Raw genomic sequence first — 17,949 nt, 5'->3', positions numbered from 1 at the left:
TCGCCCTCATCAGGCCCGCCCCCCGTGCGTCGTGGTCCAGGTCGCGCGCAGGTCGTCGTGGAACGGCAGGCCGGAGCGGGCCTTCCGGCGCTGCCGCCAGTGGACGTCCGCGTCGATCACCGCCTCGCGGGTGCCGGGGCCGGCCTCGGCGAGGACGTCCGCGTCCGGATCCTGCCGGGCGTCCTGCACCAGACCGTCGACGATCATGCTGCGGCCGAGGTAGCTCATGTTCGCGAACCGGTTCTCCCCGACGCCGCTGGCGAACACCAGCGCACACTCGTTGTCGGCGGCCCGCGCACGGCAGATGGAGCGCAGCGGGTGCGAGAAGGACCCGAAGAGGTTCGCCACGCAGACGATGAGGTCGGCGTCCTGGGCGAGGTACTGCCGGCTCGCCTCGGGGAACCGCAGGTCGTAGCTGACCAGCAGGCCGATCCGCCCGACCGGCGTGTCGATCGCCTCGCCCGGCGAGCCGGTGGACACGTACGCGGACTCGCCCGACCACACGCAGGCGCGGTGGTACCAGCCGAGCGGGTCGCCGCCGGGGCCGACGAGCACGGCGGCGTCGAAGACGTCACGCCCGGCGGACAGCAGCACGCCCGCGGCGATGTGCATGCCCAGGGTGCGGGCCTGCTCGGCGAGGAACTGGACGATGGGACCGTCCTCGGCGGTCGCGTCGGTGCGCAGCGTGGGGAAGTTCAGTCCGGTGGCGAACGTCGCCGGCAGGCACGCCAGGTCCGCCTCGCGTTCCCGCGCGGTGGACAGCAGCTTGGCGGCTCGCGCCAGGTTCTCCTCCCGCTGCCCGGCCTCGATCCGCATCTGGAGGGCGGCGATCCGGGTGCGGGGGCCGCGGAAGAGGCTCATCGCGGCGCCGCCTCGGCCGCGACTTCCTTGCACGCCCGTTCCAGCACCGGCAGGAACTCGTCCACCATCTCCGCCGTCACGTGCCGGGTGACGACCAGCCGCAGGGTCTCGCCGAACCGCTTCGAGGTGGAGACGATCCAGCCCCAGGACTCCAGCAGCTGGGAGATCCGCACCGCGTGCGGCATCCTGACCACCACGATGTTCAGCTGCGGTTCGGCGAACAGCTCGTGCCCGGCCGCCCGCAACCCGGCCACGAGGTGCCGCGTCACCTCGAAGTTGGTTCGGGTGAGGGCCCGGAAGCCGTCGCGCCCGAGGTGCTCCAGGACCGCGTAGGTGGACACCGCGGCGGCGCCCGGACGGGTGCCGAGCAGGGTGTTGTGCACCGGCGTGTCGATGAAGAACGAGTCGACGGCGAAGCGTCCGGCGTCCTGTGCGCCCCGGAACAGGACCGCGCCGGCGGGGACGTTGGCCAGTCCGTACTTGTGCGGGTCGATGGTGATCGAGTCGACGCCGTCGACGCTGAAGTCGAACTGGGGCAGGTCGTGGCCGAGCTCGCGGGCGAAGGGGATGATGAAGCCGCCGGTGGCCGCGTCCACGTGCAGGTGCACGTCCCGTCCGGACACCGCCGGTCCGATCTCGTCGACCGCGTCGACCACACCGAACTCGCTGCTGCCCGCGGTCGCGATGACCGCGACGGTGTGCTCGCCGATGCGCCGGGCCACTTCGCCGGCCGGCAGCCGCAGGGAGTCGTCGACCGGCACGACGACCGGGGTCAGCCCCAGCAGGCCGAAGATCTTGGTGAAGGAGAAGTGCACGGTGCTGCTGACGACGACTTCGGGCCGGCCGGTCAGCCGCCCTCGGGCGCGCGCCGACTCGCGGGCCACCAGCATCGCGATCAGGTTCGCCTCGGTCCCTCCGGACACCAGGCTCCCCGACCCGCCGGGGTTGTCCAGCAGATCGAGCAGCAGCCGGACGACCTTGCGCTCGATCCGCTTGGTGCCGCGGAAGATGCGCACGTCGCCGAGGTTGGTGTGCGCGGCGGCGGACGCCATCGCCACACCCAGCGGATGGGGTTCGGTGCAGATGGAGTTGAGCACCCGGTTCCACGGCACGTCGTCTGCCAGCTCCGTTTCGATCCGCCGTCGGACGTCGGAGGCTGGAGCACCGGCGTTTCTCATGTCAGCTCACCTGCGCCGTGAGGTCCGTGTACAGCTCGGTGCGGCGCGCCCACAGCCCGAACCAGAGCGTCTGCTGGAAGCGCAGGTCGGGTTCGCGCAGGTGCCGGATCCTCGCCGCGTCCCAGGGCGCCTCGACGACGCCCTCCTCGGTGCCCGCCTCGGCGACGAAGCCCTCGGGCATCGCCATGGCGCTTCCCCCGCCGCAGCGCTCGCCGAGCGAACCGGCGAAGGCGACCGCGACGGTGTTGAGGGTCGCGATGCCCCACACCGCGGCGCGCTGCGCGGCCTGCTGCGTACCGTCGAGGGATCCGGCCACCAGCAGCAGTTCCGCTCCGGCCAGGCATTGCGCACGTGGCGGTTCGACCAGCCAGAAGTCGGGTCCGAGGAGCACCCCGACGTGCCCGAACGGCGTCTCGACGACCGGGAAGTCGTCGCCGGTGCCGGTCGTCCCGTCGGGCAGGACGGGCCGCTCCACCCGGGCGCACACCGATCCGGCGGGGTCCAGCAGCCGGGCCACCTGCATCAGGCCGCCGTCGGGCCGTTCCTCGGGCCACGAGCCGGTGAGCACATAGGTGCCCCGGTTCCGCGCCAGTGCCGTCAGGCGGTCCAGGCACCGCTCGCGCAGCCGCCGGGGCAGCGCCGGGTCGCCGTCGCCGGTGGTGAAGACGTTCTCGGGGAGGACGACGAACGACGCCTCGCCGGTCACCCGGCTGTCGAGATCGTCGAGCACGGCGGTGGCCGTCGCCTCGGCGTCCGCCCGGCGGGCGTGTTGCGCTAGGAAGATGGTCACGGACGGGTCCCCTCGTGTGCGCTGGGTGCCGGGACGGGCCGACTCCGGTCCGGGCCGTCGCCGGAGGTGAGGCTGTCCCGCAGTTCGGCGGCGAGATCGCGGTCCGCTCCGACGTACGGGGTGAGCAGCGTCCGGTACGCGGCGGGCCTGCGGAGCTGCTGCCAGCGGCGGCCGTCGCCGGGCGCGGGCTCGTCGATGTCGACGACGAGCGTCTCCGGCTTGTCGCTGCCGGCCTGCGCGATCACGCCCGCCGGGCGGGCGACCAGGCTGGTGCCGGCGAAGTGGATCTCCACGAGCCGGTCCCCGCGTTTGCCCCGGACGACGCCGACCGAGCTCGCGTAGACGATGTTGACGTCGTTGAGATACGCCGCCGTGCGCAACGCGTTCACCATCAGCGGCTGGTTCTGCCCCAGCGTGCCGCCCGGCACGAAGATCGTCCGGGCGCCGGCCAGCGCCAGCAGCCGGATGACCTCCGGCATCCAGAAGTCCGAGCACACGGCGATGCCGATGCGCCCGAACTCGGTCGTCAGGACGCCGAGGGAGTCCGCCTGGCGGCACACCACCATCTCGTTGCCGAAGGCGTGCGCCTTGACGGCGCGCCCGACGATGGCGCCCTGCCGGCCGATCAGCAGGGACGTGTTCCGGTACATGCCGTCCTGCAGGTCCTCGACGAGCGAACCCAGCAGGATGTGCGTGCGGAGCTCGCGGGCCAGGGACTGGAAGCCGTCCACGACCGGTCCGGGGATCGGCGTGTCGGTCCGCCCCTTGAGACCGTCCTGCCCCGGCATGTACCACGGCGGGCCGAGCAGGAACTCGGGAAAGCACACCAGATCGATGTCACCGCCGCCGCAGACGTCCTCGATCGCCTGGTACGCGTTGCGCAGGCCTTCCTCGTGATCGTCGACCCATTGGGTCTGTACTACCGCTACCCTCATACGTCTCGTCTCCTCGGGATGCCACCGGTGGATCGGCCGCGGCGGCTGCTCGCCGCGACCGGGTGCGGGTCATGTCGTGGCGGTGCTCCAGTCCTTCACGTCGACGATCGTGACCTCGGCCGCGACCCCGAGCGCGTCGGCGATCCCGCTGCGGATCGACCGCCGTACCGCGCCGTCGGCCACCGTCTCCGGGTCGGTCGCGGCACAGGTGACATGGAAGGTGCCGTCCCTGACGTCGCAGGCGAAGTGCGGCGCGAGCCCGGTGTGGCCGAACACGATCCGCTCCACGTCGGCGGCGGAGACCAGGCCGTGCGGTCCGGGTATCGCCGCGGCCACCCGCCCGAGCGGGACCAGGACCCGGCCCGCGGCGCCGCAGTGGCAGCCGCGGTCCGCCGGCCACAGCTCGGCGAGCTCACCGGTCGGCCGGCCGTCCAGCAGCAGTTCGCCGCGCGGCCCGTCCCGGACCTCCGCGCGCAGCCGGTGGTCGCACAGGTGCAGTGCGCCGTGCTCGCAGGCGACGGCCACCGTCGGTGTCGACGGCGTGCCGTAGAGGGCGGAGGTCTTGGCCGCCCAGGCGGCGCCGACGTGCTCCAGGCGCTCGGTGGAGCAGACCTCCCCCACGCAAACGATCATCCGGATCGTCGAGTGCGGCGGCCGCTGCCCGAGCGAGACCGCGAGGCTCGCCAGCTCCGCGGCGAAGGCCGGCGAGCACACCAGCGCCGTCACCTCGTACTGCTCGATCAGGCCGAGCAGCCGCGGCATCGGGCAGATGGTCCCGCTCGTCCCGACACTGATCACCGAGGCGCCGACCATCTCGATCACCCGGTCCACCTCGGCGCCGATGAACGACAGTTCGTACGGCACGGCCGAGACCACGACGTCGTCCTCGGTCAGCAGCCGGCCCAGCGCCAGCGTCAGGTCGATCTGGTTCCGGATCCACTCGTCGCGCATCAGCACGATCGGCTGCGATCCGCCGGAGGGGTCGACCCGTTCGCCGTAGCGCGCGCGGACCGTGTCGCGGCCGTCCGGCGTGCTGCCCGGGTCTCGGCCGAGCAGCTCCAGGAACTGCTCGTAGTGCGCTGCGATGGACATGGTCACGGTCACCTGGCCTCCCGGGCGAATCGGCGCCACCCGTGGTCGTCGGGAACGCTGTCGTCCGGTTCGGCGCGCAGCAGTGGCCGGCGGTCGGTGCCGGCCTCCATGTCGACGTTGACGACCGTCGCCAGGACGAACTCGTGGTCGCCGATCCGGTAGGTGGACTTCAGGCTGCAGTCGATGGTGCCGACGGCGCCGGAGAGCCGGGGGCAGCCGTTGGCCGACGGCGTCCACGACAGGGCGTCGAAGCGGCCGTCGGGCCTGCCCTGCGAGAAGGCGTCGGACACGTCGCCCTGGTCCTCGCCGAGGATGTTGACGCAGAACCGGCCGGTGTCGGCGATGGCGGTCCAGCTGGTGCTGCGCGAGCGCACCAGGAAGCCGATCAGGGCGAGTTCGTCGGAGACGACGGTGAGCGAGCCGATGACCAGTCCGTACGGGGTCGGCCCGTCCTGCTCGGACGGCCGCGCCGTGCCGGCGACCACGGTGACGGCCCTCGGCAGCAGCTCGCCGATGACGCCGAGGCTCGCCGCCGTACCCGGCTGCCCGCCGCCGGCGGGGTCGGGCCCGGTCCCGGCCGCGCCGGGTTCGTCGCGCAGCCCGCGGACGAACCGGCCGGTCACGCTGGCCGGGTTGGCGGCGAGTTCCTCCGGGGTTCCGCTGTGCACCACCCGGCCGCCTTCGCGGCCGGCGCCGGGCCCCAGGTCGATCACCCAGTCGGCGATGGCGATCACCTTCACGTTGTGCTCGATGACCACGACGGTGTTGCCGGTGGAGATCAGCCGCTGGAACAGGGCCAGCAGATGGCGGATGTCGGCTGAGTGCAGGCCGCGCGTCGGCTCGTCGAAGATGAACAGGGTGCGGCTCCGGCGCTGCTTGAGCAGTTCCCCGGCCAGGTTGAGCCGCTGTGCCTCGCCACCGGAGAGGGTGGTCGTCGAGCAGCCGAGCTGCAGGTAGCCCAGCCCGAACTCGTCCAGTACGCCGAGCGCCTGGACGACCTTGGGGTGGCTCTTGGCGTCGAACCACCCGAGCGCGTCCTCGACGGTCATCGACAGCACGTCGTGGATGCTCTTCCCGTTGAGCCGCACCTGGAGGACGTGTTCCTGGAACCGGCGGCCGTCGCACTCGGGGCAGACGATGAACTCGCTCTTGAACAGGGTCATCTCGATCTCGGCCAGCCCCAGCCCCTTGCAGGCCTCGCAACGCCCGCCGGCGACGTTGGGGCTGAACTCGGCACGGGCGAGGCCGCGTTCGACCGCGTCGGCGCTGCCGGCGAAGGCGTCGCGGATGTGGTCGCTGATGCCGATGTAGGTGACGAGGGTGCTCCGGCTGGAGCGGCCGATCGGGCGCTGCTGGACGTGGATGACGTCGTCCAGCGCCTCGGCTCCCTCGATGCCGGCGGTCCCGGCCCGGGTACCCGCCGGCCGCCGGGCGATGGCCCGGGAGACCGCGTCGTGGATGCCCGCCACCAGTGAGCTCTTGCCCGCGCCGGACACGCCGGAGACGCAGGTCAGCCCGCCGAGCGGGAACCTCGCGGTCTGGTCCAGGACGTTGTTGCGGGTGATGCCGCGCACCTCGAGCCAGTGCGCGCCGGTGAGGTCGGCCTTCGCCCGCGACGGACCGTCCGACAGCATCGCGGTCGCCGTCGGCGAGTCACCGGAGGTCAGCAGGTCGGCGAACCGGCCCTCGAAGACGATCTCGCCGCCGCGGGATCCGGCCCCGGGCCCCAGTTCGACGATCCAGTCGGCGGCCCGGATCACCGACTCGTCGTGCTCGATGACGATGACCGTGTTCCCCAGGTCGCGCAGCCGTCGCAGTGAGTCGAGGATCTTCCCGGTGTCGGCCTCGTGCAGACCGGCGGTGGGTTCGTCCAGGACGTACATGACCCCGGTCAGGTCGCTGGCCAGATGCTGCGCCAGCAGCAGCCGCTGCAGCTCGCCGCCGGAGAGGGTGGTGACCGGCCGCTGCAGCTGCAGGTGCCCCAGGCCGACGCCCTCGATGTTCGCGCTCTGCTTGACGATCGCGGAGGCGAGTTCACGGACCTGCGCCGGAACGCCGCCCGAGGAGAGGCCGTCGCGCAGCCGGGTGATCGAGCGCGACAGCTCGTCGCTCTGGAAGTCGTGGAAGGTGTGCCCGGCGACCGTCGCCCGCAGCGACTCGGGGCGCAGCCGGCCCCCGTGGCATCCGGGGCAGACCTCCCGCCCGAGGTAGTTGGCGAAGGCGTTCTTGCGGGCGGCCGACGACGCGTTGCGGTACGCGCGTTCCAGGAAGCCCAGGATGCCCTCGAAGCGGAAGTCGTTGGTGACCTTGCGGATCTTGAGGGTGTAGACCGTGTCGGAGCCGTGCAGCACCCGCTCGGTCTGCTCCGGGCCGAGCTTCTCGAACGGCAGGTCGAGGTCCAGGCCGATGTCCGCGGCCATCGCCTCGAAGGCCTTGCGTACGTTGGGAACGGCGAACGTCCCGGGGTCGGCGCCGTTCCAGATCTCGGTGAGTGTCCTGGACCGGTCCGGGATGATCTTGTCCAGTGAGAAGCCGACGAGTTCGCCGATGCCGTCGCACCGGAGGCACTTGCCTTCCTTGCGGTTCGGGCTGAAGTGCTTGGCGGAGTGGGGTTCGGCGAAGCAGCCGCAGTCGTCGCAGAACAGGTCGGGGCCGGTCGGGCCGAGGCAGGCGGGGCAGACCGGCCGCGAACCGGCGCCGAACAGCAGCCGGTACAGCCCGTCGAGACCGGTGAGGGTGCCCACGGTCGAGCGGGGATTGGAGGAGCCGCCGTCGCGCTGGCGCAGCGCCACCGGGGGCTGCGTCCCCGCGATCCGGTCGAACTGGTAGTCGCCGTCGCCCATGTCGAGGGACTTGCTGGACAGGGCGCCCAGGTAGAGCGTCTTCGAGTGCTCGAAGAGGGTGTCGATGACCAGGGACGACTTGCCCGATCCCGAGACGCCCGCGGCGACGACCAGCTTCCCCTTGGGGAAGGAGACGTCGACCGACCGCAGGTTGTGGGTCGTGACTCCTTCGAGTCGAATGCTGTCGAAACTCATGAGTTGTCTTTCCGCCCTTCGGCCAGGTCGCGGGCCTGGGTTTCGCAGCGCTGCAGGTCGGGATACCGGGCGTAGAGCATCGAGCGGACCCGGGCGGGATCACCGCGGTTCCACGTCTCGTAGAGCTCCTGGCGCATCCCGAAGCGGTCGACGGCCAGATCGGCGGCGAGCCGGAAGATCCGGGACTTCTCGTCCGCGCTCGTCTCCCGCCCGCACATGTACGTGTCCAGCACCGCGCGCAGCTCGGGGGTGGCCAGGTCGGCCTCCGAGGGCTGCGTGATCAGGCCGGACGCGCCGATCTGCCGGATGATCTCCGAGGCCCGTGTCGAGAAGCGGCCGGCGACGGCGTCGAGCGCGGCCGTCGGGCCCGGGGCGAGCAGGCCCGAGGCGGTGGGCCGGCTCTCTGCGTCGATCGCGGCCAGACCGAGCCGCACGATCTCGACGTACGAGGTGAGCTCGCCGAGCAGGTCCGTCACCTGCCGGAACGTGTGGACGCCGATCGCCTGGGCCATCAGCGACGCGACACCGAGCAGGGTGCGCAGCCGGTGGTAGTAGCGCAGCTGGCCGGTGTAGAGCGACCACTTGTTCAGCTCGCCGAAGCCGCGGACGGCCGTCTGGGAGTCGTCGAGCAGGAAGACCCGGTTCATCGGGATGAACACGTCGTCGAACACCAGCATGGCGTCCTGCTCGTCGTAGTGCGCGGCGAGGCCACCGGAGCCGTCGGCGTACGGCCTGCGGCACAGGACGCGAAGGCCCGGCGTCGCCAGGGGAGCGGCGAACCAGCAGACGTAGCTGGGGTCCTCGCGCAGGTAGTTCGCGGGCGACAGGTAGACGAGCACCTCGTGTGCGTACGGCGCGAGGGTGGCGATCTGCTTGGCTCCCCGCACGACGATGCCGTCGGCGCCGCGCCGCACCACCCTCAGCCCCAGCTCGGGCCGTTCGGCGGGGGTCGAGGAACGGTCGATCTGCGGGTCGCCCAGGCCGTGGGTGAGTGCGAGGTCGTTCTCCCGGCAGTAGTGGTAGTAGTCCTCGGCGTTGCGCCCGAACTCCGGGTCGACCTCGGCGAGCTGGAACCGGAAGTCGTACAGGCCGACCACCACGTTCGACATGAAGTCGGGCACCCGGGAGAGCTGGCCGTAGGAGGCCTCCACCCAGCGGTGGGAGTTGGCCCACTTGCGGCTGAGGCCGTCTCGGTCGGCCGGTGCCAGGTACGACAGGCTCACCAGGTTGCCGGAGGTGTCCGACCGGTGGAGCATCTCGTCCGCCCGGTCGGGCCGGTGCTGGGCGTCGTACAGGCCGGCCAGCGTGGACAGCATGGGCTGGAAGCCCGGGTCGCCGGTCACGTCGACCCTGCGCCCGTCGCACCAGACCTCCCGCTCGTCCTTGATGCTGGCGACGTAGTCGGACCCTCGCCAGGCTCCGCCGGGCGAGCCCGGCGGCAGGGCGGTCCCGGCCACGGGTGGGACGCTGTCAGAGGCTTGGGATTCTGCGGTGGTCACCGTCGGCACTCCTACGGGGTCCGCTCGGCCGCACCGGACCGGAACGGCTGATAGCTCTGCTCTTGCACCTGGGGGAAGTACTCGCGGGTCGCCTCGCCCACGACCCGCATCAGGTCGGAGTCGAGCGAGCTGGGATCGGTGATGAGTTTGGCCAGCGGCGAGTCCGGCACGGCGTTCGCCAGACTCGTCCGGCGGGCCCGGTGGATCGCGGCCAGCGAGTGCTGCGCGTTGGCCGCGTCCCGCATCTTGTAGACCGCCTGGGGACCGTCCGGAATGCCGATCATGGACTTGGTCCCGCCGCTGCCCAGGCAGTTGCGGGGCATGTGCAGATGCTCGTGCCGCCACTGCTGGTGGGCGGAGTGCAGCTGGAAGGCCCGGTCGACGACGGTGTGCCGCAGCCATGTCTCCGGATCGTCGTGGCGGCGTGCGTCGATGTCCCGGACGGTCTCCTCGAGCGACGCCTCGCCGAGCGAGCGCAGCCAGGCCTCGAGGTCGTTCCACATGTGCTTGAACAGGTCACGGAACATGTGCTGCTTGATCGCCAGCGAATGGGTGCCGCTCGCGGGTCCCAGGTTCGTCCGGAACTCGTGGTACTCGCCGGTCGCCAGGTGCTCGGCCATCACCCGCTGCGCCTCGACCACCGGGTCGAGCAGCTCCCGGCAGGCCGCGAGGTGCTGCGCGGCCCGGCTCAGGGCCGATGCGCGGATCGCCCGGATGGCGATTTCGAGGTGGTCGTTGGCCTCGGCGCAGAGGATCTCCGGGACCTGGTGCAGGGCGACGAACTCGCCGTGCATGGTGCCCGCGTCCAGTTCGGTCGCGGCGACCGCCTGCGCCAGTGTCTCGGCGGAGATCAGCTCGTCGGTGCTCCGGCCCGCCCCGACGGGCACGGCGGTGAGGTCGCTCTCCCACTTGGTGGCGTCGTGGCAGCCGATCCGGATGCCGTGCAGCACGCGGTACAGCGGGTCGTCGATGCTCCCGGTGGCGATGGTGGAGCGGGTCAGCTCGGGCGCACCGGCCATCAGCGAGCCCCTGGCCGCGTCCTCCAGTCCCCTGAGCGCGTCGACGTAGGAGGCGTAGCCCGCGGACTCGGAGATGCTGAGGGCCGCGGTCCCCGCGGACGCGCCGGCTCCGAAGATGCCGCGGGCGTGGAACATCACCGTGCCGAGCCCGCGCAGCAGCCGGTGGAACCCTACGGCCCACTGGACGTACCGGGACGCCGCCGGGATGTCGTCGGCGAGTACGCGCGCCTGCGTCCGCCGCGCCAGCCGGGCCAGGTTGAGCAGGCACACCTCCGACGCCTGGAACACCGCGCACACCGTCGAGTCGTAGGTGCCCTCGGGCACCCCTCGGGCGGAGCGCGCCTCGCCGATCAGGTCGATGCGGTGCAGCTGGTCGTAGCTCTCGGCCACCGGCCCCAGTTCGGTCGTCTGCCGCCGGCCGGGGCACGCGTCGGCCGCCACCGGGTCGTCCAGGCTTGACATTGCGCCATCACTCCTCAGTAGGCCCAGCTGAGTACCGGATCGATTCGGTGGGGCAGGATTCGAACGCGTCGAGGACCCGTTCCAGCTCGTCGGGTGTCTCGGGCTGCTTGCACACGTAGTGGACGTCGTTGTCGAGATCCGCGTCGAAGTTCTCCGGCGCCAGGTCGTTGCAGAGCTTGCAGTCGATGCACGTGTCGTCGATCTCGAAGCGCCCGTCGATCGGCACGCGCGTGGGAAGCGGCAGTTCAACCCTCACCCCGGGCCCTCCCTCCCGCGTGGGCTTGGAAGTTGCGCATGGTCGGCTTGGCCGAGGTGCGCAGCGCCGTCTCGAACCGGTCGGTGTCCAGCCGGCGGAATCTGGTGGACGCGCCGAGACGGTCGCGGACGCCGGCCGCGATCGACTCCCGGGTCGCGTCGTCGCCGCTCGACGGCGGCAGGGCGATCTCCAGGGTGTCCCCGTCGACGTCGAAGGCGAAGTAGTACGGCGCGGCGGTCATGGCGCCCAGCACGATGTCCTCGATCTCCAGCTGGGAGGTCCAGCGCCCGCCGACCGGGATCCGGTCGCCGATCCGGCCGCGGTGCTGCAGCCGGCGCAGCGGGGAGCCGCAGCCGCACGGCGCCGCCTCGATCCGGCAGACGTCGCCGGTCCGGTAGCGCAGCAGCGGCATGGCCCGGCTCGCCAGGGTCGTCACGGCCAGCTCACCGGCCGAGCCGTCCGGCAGCCGCTCGCCGGATGCCGGGTCCACCACCTCGAAGAACGTGCGGGTCTCCACCAGGTGCAGCTCGCGCTCCCGGCAGAACATGGCCAGGGTGTTGGTCTCGGTCATGCCGAACATCGAGTACGCGACGGCGTCCCACTGGTCGGCCAGGCGCCGCTTCTTGGCCGGCGACGCGCCCTCCCCCGCCATGAGGATCTTCGAGACCGGCAGGTCGCGACGCGGGTCCACGCCGCGGCGGCGAGCGATCTCGCCGAGGAACAGGGCGCGCGTTCCGGAGCACACCAGCGTGGTCGCGCCGGACCGCCGCAGGGCGTCGACCATCCGGTCCGGGGTGCAGGACGGTGAGGCCGCGCCCAGCGGCACGATGGTGCACCCCAGGATCTCGATGGCGCGGTCGAGGTCCTGGCCGACCCCGGCCAGCTCGTAGGGGACGGCGATGGCCGCGACGTCCCGCTCGTCCAGCACGGCGGCGAGCAGCCCGGCGACGGTGAGGTTGTTCTCCAGCCAGTCCGCCATCGTGAAGAACGCCGCGATCGGGCGCCCGTTGCCGGTGCCGGAACTCTCGTCGAACCGGATGACCTCACGCCGCGGTACGGCGAGCATGCCGAGCGGATAGGCCGCGGAGAGGTGTTCGCGCGTGGTGAAGGGAACGGCCTCGAACGCGTGCGGACGGCCCCGGGCGACCGCTCCGGCCACCTCGGCCGGTACGAAGCCGGCGTAGAACGGGGAGTTGCGGCAGGCGTGCTCCACGGTCGCGGCGAGCGCCTGGGCCGCCCATGCGTCGAGCTGCCGCCGGTCCAGGGACGTCACCGCGGCGACCTTCCGCGCGATGTCGACGCGGGAGGCGAGGGTGTCGTACAGCCTGCTGCGCGGGTCGTGGCCGGCCGGCCGGGTGAGCGCGGTCATCGGGACGCCTCCTCCAGCCGCACCATCGCCGTGCGCTCCTCGGCCGCGAGAGCGTCCACGATCGACGCCGCCTCGTCGAGTGAGCGCCGGGCAGCGGCGTCGTCGGCGTCGCGCAGCAGGTTCGCCACGTCCGTCCAGCACTTGGAGATCCGGCGGTACTCGACGGCGAGCTCGTCGTAGACCTCGATGCCGGTCAGCTCGTAGGCCTCCTCCAGGAACTGCGCCCACAGCGTCCGGAAGAGCCCGCCGCCGGTGCCTCCTTCCTCCATGCTGGTGCCGACGGCGCCCATCGCCTCCAGGGGACGGTCGAGCCGGTCGTGCCATCCGCGCATGAGCGAGCCGGCCTTCGCGATCCCCTTGAATCCCATGTTGGTGATCGGCGGGCTGAGGAACTCCTGTGCGGTGGCCAGGATCGAGGACTGGCAGGCCTTGGCGAGGACCGACTCGTCGTACCCGCGCGGCCTGACCCGGACCGACAGGTTCCGCGAGGACATCGGGCCCCTGGCGGACCGGGCCCGTGCCAGGCTCTCCCGCGATGTCGACTGGACGCCGAGCGACCGGGTCTCGACGACGACGAACCGGTCGTCCTCGTATCCGATGCAGGCGACGTAGTGCGCGGCGAAGTGGTGGTTCTCCCGGGCGTAGTCGAGGTGGTAGCGGTCGAGCTTGAGGCCCACCACATCGCCCTCGTCGAGCGCCGCGATCAGGGTGGCCTCGGCCTTCGCCGGTGACGTCGTCTCGCCCGCCAGCAGTTCGAGGCCGAGCGCGTCCGACACGTTGCGCATGAGGTGGTCCGGCTTGACCCGGCCGGCGAGGAACGGGTTCGGCATCTGCTTCGAGTGCCAGTACAGGAACGACAGCCCCTGCCCCAGGCCGAAGATCAGCGGCTCGCTCAGCTCCACGTCGTGGTTGCGGAGCATGTTGAGCAGCGCGGTGGACTCGCAGTGCTCGCCGGAGTACGGCGATATGTCAATGACCGCCATCGCCGTGCCCCGTCCCGCCGCGCGGTGCCTCGTACACGATCTCCAGCACCGTGCCGCTGTCGTTGTTGCGCAGGTGCCCGTAGGTGTGGCCGAGTTCGTCCGCCTCGGTGAACGCGATGTTCTCCAGGTGGTCGACGTCCCGGTCGAGGACGTCCAGCAGGTAGCGGACGTCGGTGTCGGCGTGCACGTCGATCGCGACATGGGACATCAGGCGTCCCCGCTCGTCCGCGGACCGGTCCGCCCAGGAGCCGAACCGGCGGCACGCGAACATCTCGACGGCGCGTCCGTCGGAGAGGACGATCGCGTTCCACCAGCCCGGTGTGCCGTACTGCCGGGGGGAGATGTACGACGGCCCCATCTCGACGGTGGCGATCCGGCCGGACGCCCTGAGGTCGTTCAGGTAGGCGTTCCAGCCGAACACCTCGTCGTCGCTGTCGTAGTCGCCCATGTAGATGCCGACGTGGTTGACCCCGGCCAGCCTCCCGACGACGTGGTCCGGCGCGTGTCCGCACCAGGCCGCCAGGTACTGCCCGCAGTCGATGTCCCGCCACGCGGCCGACGTCTGCAGGATCTCCTCCCAGGTCCGGTCGAAGCCGGGGCGGTCGGGGAATCGCCCGTCGCGCGTGGCGGTGATGGCCGGCGAACTTCCCGCGGGTGCGTTCATGGCACTTCCTTCCTGCCGGTGATCACGATTCCCATCTGCACTTCCGTCACGACGGCCGTCTCCAGCGCGGTGCCTCGCAGGATCTCCTCGACCTCGCTCTTGACGTACGAGGAGCGGATCGAGGTCCGGAAGCCCGGGCGCATGTCGGCCGCGATGTTCGCCTTCATGAACTGGAAGGTCGTGCGGTCGACGTCGCGGCGCAGATCGGAGACGCAGTACCGCCCGCCCGGTCTGAGCACGCGGTGCATCTCCGACAGGGCGGTCACCGGATCCGCCCATTCGTGCAGCGAGGACGCGCTGATGGCGTGGTCGAAGCGGTGGTCCGCGAACGGCAGCGCCAGCACGGTGCCGCAGGTGTAGGTGCAGCGGCCGGTGACGCCGTACCCGTCCGCGTTGGTGCTCGCCCGCCGGAGCATCGCCGGTGAGATGTCGAGGCCGACGAGCCGGGCGGAGGCGTCGGCCCGGGTGATCCATTCCAGGCCCAGGTAGCCCGGCCCGCAGCCGAGTTCCAGGACCTCCCCGGAGTCGATCTCCGCCTTCAGGATGTCCTCGATCTTCTCCTCGAGCCAGCCGTTGTCCCGGATGTGGCGCTGCATCTCGTCGTACTTGAGGGCCAGTTCGTCGCCCTGCAGGCCCTCGTCGGTCTCCGGCACGCGGGCGGCGACGGTGCCTCGCGCGCTAGCCACGGCCGGGTCCTCGCCGCCGGATTCCCACTGCGAAACCTCTCATCGTCGCGCTCCCCATATGCACGTCGGAACGGTCGTTGGTCGTCACGAGATTGACCGAGGATCTGAGCTGCCCGTCCACCGAGGACTCGTGCGGATACCACCAGCCGGCATCCGCCATCACGACGTTCGGTGCGACGGAGTCGGAGATCCTGACCGTCATGCGCACCCCGCGCGCGCCGGCCCGCGAGTAGAGGTCGACCTCGTCGCCGTCCGTCAGCCCCTCCCGCTCCGCGGTGTCCGGGTGGACGGTCACGCGCGCCGCGGTCTGGCCGCGCGAGGTGGTCGGCAGTTGGTGGAACTCGGTGTTGTAGAACCGGCGCGAGTGGGCGCTGGTCATGATGTACGGCAGGTCCGGATCCGCCTCCGGCTGCGCGCGGTAGGACGGGAACGGCTCGTAGCCCAGGGCGCGCAGCCCGTTGTTCATCAGGTCGACGCGTCCGGACCGGGTGGCGAATCCGCCGTCTCGGTACTTGCGGTACCGCTTCTCGTTGCGGATGTAGCCGATCTTGGTGAACTGTTCCCAGGTGAGGTCGATGCCGGCCAGCTTGGCGTCGAGGGCGGCCTCCAGCGAGGGGAAGAAGTGCCTGCTCAGGCCGAGCCGCGCGGCGAGTTCGAGGATGATCTCCTCGTCCGAGCGGCAGCCGTCCACGGTGGCGATCCGCTGCCGGGCCGCGATGTAGGAGTTGAACTCGACGATCTGGTCCCGCTCGAGCCAGCTCGAGGTCGGCAGGACGACATCCGCGTACCGGGCGGTCGGCGTCATGAACAGGTCGCACACGACGAGCAGGTCCAGCTTGCCGATCGCCTCGCGGACCAGCCCGGTGTTCTCGTGTGAGGCCAGGATGTTGCTGCCGAAGACCACCATCGAGGTGACGGGGTACGGCGACCCGGTGACGATGGCCTCGTGCAGGTCTCCCGGCGCGACCCAGCCCGCCATCGAGAGGATCTTGTGCTTGTCGCCGCCGATCCGCTTCCTCGCCTGCTCTTCGGGGAGCAGGTCCGAGCGGGGGAAGGCACGCCGGCCCTCGATCGGCATCGGCTCCCAGATCAGGTCGCCACCGGGGGCGTCGATGTTCCCGCAGAGGGCGGCGAGGAGGGCGATCGCGCGGTGCGTGTCGAAGGAGTTCTCGTTCTGCGACAGACCGGTTCCGGCCTCGATGCACGCCCGTGCCGCGAGGGCGTAGCAGCGGGTCGCGTCGTGGATGAGCCCGGGTGCGAGACCGGTGATCCGCGCGACCCGCTCGAGGTCGTACGCCCGTACGTGCTCGGCGAGTTCGTCGAATCCGGAGGTGTGGGCGGCGACGAAGTCGCGGTCGTACCAGCCCTCGTCGATGACGATCCTGATCATGCCGAGGGCCAGTGCGCAGTCGGTTCCCGGCCGGATCGCGAGGTGCAGAGCGGACCGGGACGCGATCTGCGTCCGCCGCGGGTCGACGGTGACGACGCGGCTGCCCCGTTCCACGGCCCGCAGCAGCTTGACCCCGATCACGCCGTCGGAGTGGGTACTGGGCTTGTTGCTGCCCCAGAGCAGGACCACCTCGGGGTCGCCCTCGTAGTCGCAGAAGGTGAATCCGCCGTACGTCATGATCGAGGCCATGACCCGGGGGTAGAAGCACACATGTGCCGGACCGACCACGTTCGGCGTCCCGAGCGCGTTCGCGAGCCGGAACACCCACTCCTGGTAGTTGCGGTCGGTGCCCTGGCCGAGGACGACGGATTCGGGCCCGTGCCGGCCGATGGCCGCGGCGAGCCGGTCGGCGATCCGGTCCAGGGCGGTGTCCCAGCCGACCGGCTCGAACGCCCCCGAGCCGCGCGGGCCGGTCCGTACCAGCGGCGTCGTCAGCCGGTCCGGGCTGCGCAGCAGGTCGAGTGACGCCTTGCCCTTGATGCAGAAGTACCCCTCGCTCGTGGGATTGTCCGGGTCCCCGTGGATGCCGGTGGGGACTCCGTCCACGAGTTCGACGACGGCGCCGCAGCCGCCGTGGCACATACGGCAGACGGACTTCATCCGGGTGGTCGTCAAGCCCGCTCACCCGCCCGCTTGCCGGCCGGCACGAGCAGCCGCTCGAAGGCGGACTGCTCGGCGTCGGCGATCGCGTGCAACCGGGCGGCGACGGCTTCCAGGGTCCTTCGCCCGCGGTCGGCACCGCGGTAGGCCGTCAGCATGTCGATGGCCTGGTCCCACTGCCGCTGCACGTCGCCGAAGTCGGCGACGGACGGGTCGAGTTCGCTGTCGCCGGTGCGCTCCCGCGCCTCGCGCAGGAACGCCCGGTAGAGCTTCCGGAAGTTCGCTCCCCCGGTTCCCGCGAAGCGCCAGAAGCGGCCGACACCCGGCACGGCCTCGTCCGGGCGGGCGAGAGTGTCGCCCCACTCGACCATCTCGGAGGCGGCCCGCCGCAGGGCGCCGAAGCCGTATCGCGGCCCGCGGTCGCCGAGCATCCTCTCCGCGGTCAGCCGGATGGCGTCCCAGATCTGCTCGGACAGGACCGCGTCGGTGTCTGCGGTCAGCCGCGCCGGCAGCCGCTCCACGTGCATCTGCAGATGGGGCGACGGCATGAATCCCTGGTCGGAACCGCGGGCACGGCGCAGCGACTCCTCGGGGAGCGTCTGCGCCCCGCCCTGCTGATCGGTGTCGACCACGTGGGCGAGGGACTCGTCGAGCCCGTACAGCGCGATGTAGTGCGCGGCGAAGTGGCTCCGGGACGAGAAGTAGTCGAGGTGGAAGATGTCGACGGACACCCCCACGACATGTCCCGCTTCGAGCAGCTTCCTGGTGGCGGCGAAGGCCGACTCCGGGTCGGGTGCCCGCCACTCGCGCAGTTCCACGCCCAGGGCCGAGCAGGCGTTGCGGGAGAGCAGGGCAGGCCCGATCCGCCCGGTGAGCATGGGCGTACCGCCGGGGTCCGGAGCGTCCCGGTACTGGAAGTCGATGCCCTGGCCGAGGCCGAAGAGCATGGGTTCGGAGATGTCGGCACCGGCGTGGTGAAGCATGTTCCGGAGGGTGGTCGTCTCGCAGTGAACGCCGAGCCGGGGCTGAAATGTCGCCAAGCGCATACGGCTTCCCAATCGCGCGGT

The 17,949-nt window shown here is 71.3% G+C and carries 15 protein-coding genes; all 15 read right to left on the bottom strand.

Annotated features, from left to right (window positions below; genetic code table 11):
* Window positions 1-9 precede the first annotated feature (9 nt).
* A complete protein-coding gene (locus tag DDW44_RS21745; protein WP_108907447.1) occupies window positions 10-861 on the bottom strand; it encodes a carbon-nitrogen hydrolase family protein in 852 nt (283 codons plus the stop codon).
* Window positions 858-2,039, bottom strand: a complete 1,182-nt coding sequence (gene mfnA / locus DDW44_RS21740; RefSeq protein ID WP_017946737.1) for a tyrosine decarboxylase MfnA — start codon at window positions 2,037-2,039, stop codon at window positions 858-860. The genes DDW44_RS21745 and mfnA overlap by 4 nt, the downstream gene beginning before the upstream one ends.
* Before the next feature lies 1 nt (window position 2,040).
* Window positions 2,041-2,829, bottom strand: a complete 789-nt coding sequence (locus DDW44_RS21735) for a carbon-nitrogen hydrolase family protein (protein ID WP_108907446.1) — start codon at window positions 2,827-2,829, stop codon at window positions 2,041-2,043.
* Window positions 2,826-3,764 (bottom strand): carbon-nitrogen hydrolase family protein, encoded by a 939-nt coding sequence (locus tag DDW44_RS21730; RefSeq protein ID WP_108907445.1) that lies wholly within the window; start codon window positions 3,762-3,764, stop codon window positions 2,826-2,828. Before DDW44_RS21730 ends, DDW44_RS21735 begins: the two co-directional genes overlap by 4 nt.
* A 69-nt stretch (window positions 3,765-3,833) precedes the next feature.
* A complete protein-coding gene (locus DDW44_RS21725; RefSeq protein WP_244224079.1) occupies window positions 3,834-4,856 on the bottom strand; it encodes a phenylacetate--CoA ligase family protein in 1,023 nt (340 codons plus the stop codon).
* An 8-nt stretch (window positions 4,857-4,864) separates the two neighbouring features.
* Window positions 4,865-7,894 carry a flavin reductase gene (locus DDW44_RS21720; protein WP_108907443.1) on the bottom strand — a complete coding sequence of 1,010 codons (3,030 nt, stop codon included), beginning with the start codon at window positions 7,892-7,894 and terminating at the stop codon, window positions 4,865-4,867.
* Window positions 7,891-9,351, bottom strand: a complete 1,461-nt coding sequence (locus tag DDW44_RS21715; RefSeq protein ID WP_108907442.1) for a 4-hydroxyphenylacetate 3-hydroxylase N-terminal domain-containing protein — start codon at window positions 9,349-9,351, stop codon at window positions 7,891-7,893. Before DDW44_RS21715 ends, DDW44_RS21720 begins: the two co-directional genes overlap by 4 nt.
* 53 nt (window positions 9,352-9,404) lie before the next feature.
* Window positions 9,405-10,874 carry a tryptophan 2,3-dioxygenase gene (locus DDW44_RS21710; protein ID WP_108907441.1) on the bottom strand — a complete coding sequence of 490 codons (1,470 nt, stop codon included), beginning with the start codon at window positions 10,872-10,874 and terminating at the stop codon, window positions 9,405-9,407.
* Between the two features lie 7 nt (window positions 10,875-10,881).
* Window positions 10,882-11,130 carry a ferredoxin gene (locus tag DDW44_RS21705; RefSeq protein ID WP_017946744.1) on the bottom strand — a complete coding sequence of 83 codons (249 nt, stop codon included), beginning with the start codon at window positions 11,128-11,130 and terminating at the stop codon, window positions 10,882-10,884.
* Window positions 11,120-12,499, bottom strand: coding sequence for a phenylacetate--CoA ligase family protein (locus tag DDW44_RS21700; RefSeq protein ID WP_108907440.1), 1,380 nt, complete (start codon window positions 12,497-12,499; stop codon window positions 11,120-11,122). The genes DDW44_RS21705 and DDW44_RS21700 overlap by 11 nt, the downstream gene beginning before the upstream one ends.
* A complete protein-coding gene (locus DDW44_RS21695) occupies window positions 12,496-13,482 on the bottom strand; it encodes a BtrH N-terminal domain-containing protein (protein ID WP_108907439.1) in 987 nt (328 codons plus the stop codon). The genes DDW44_RS21700 and DDW44_RS21695 overlap by 4 nt, the downstream gene beginning before the upstream one ends.
* Window positions 13,469-14,146 (bottom strand): hypothetical protein, encoded by a 678-nt coding sequence (locus DDW44_RS21690; protein WP_108907438.1) that lies wholly within the window; start codon window positions 14,144-14,146, stop codon window positions 13,469-13,471. The genes DDW44_RS21695 and DDW44_RS21690 overlap by 14 nt, the downstream gene beginning before the upstream one ends.
* Window positions 14,143-14,832: a class I SAM-dependent methyltransferase gene (locus tag DDW44_RS21685; RefSeq protein WP_017946748.1), complete on the bottom strand. Its 690-nt coding sequence runs from the start codon at window positions 14,830-14,832 to the stop codon at window positions 14,143-14,145. Before DDW44_RS21685 ends, DDW44_RS21690 begins: the two co-directional genes overlap by 4 nt.
* Entirely contained in the window at window positions 14,825-16,897 is a 2,073-nt protein-coding gene (locus DDW44_RS21680) for a molybdopterin-containing oxidoreductase family protein (RefSeq protein ID WP_244224078.1), read from the bottom strand. Before DDW44_RS21680 ends, DDW44_RS21685 begins: the two co-directional genes overlap by 8 nt.
* Window positions 16,894-17,928 carry a BtrH N-terminal domain-containing protein gene (locus DDW44_RS21675; protein WP_279634813.1) on the bottom strand — a complete coding sequence of 345 codons (1,035 nt, stop codon included), beginning with the start codon at window positions 17,926-17,928 and terminating at the stop codon, window positions 16,894-16,896. The genes DDW44_RS21680 and DDW44_RS21675 overlap by 4 nt, the downstream gene beginning before the upstream one ends.
* Window positions 17,929-17,949: the final 21 nt, after the last annotated feature.

It is taken from the genome of Streptomyces tirandamycinicus (genome assembly GCF_003097515.1).
In the GTDB taxonomy this organism is placed as follows: Bacteria; Actinomycetota; Actinomycetes; order Streptomycetales; family Streptomycetaceae; genus Streptomyces; species Streptomyces tirandamycinicus.
The sequence above is the reverse complement of the archived record's forward strand: the minus strand, read 5'-3'. Positions and strand labels throughout refer to the sequence as shown.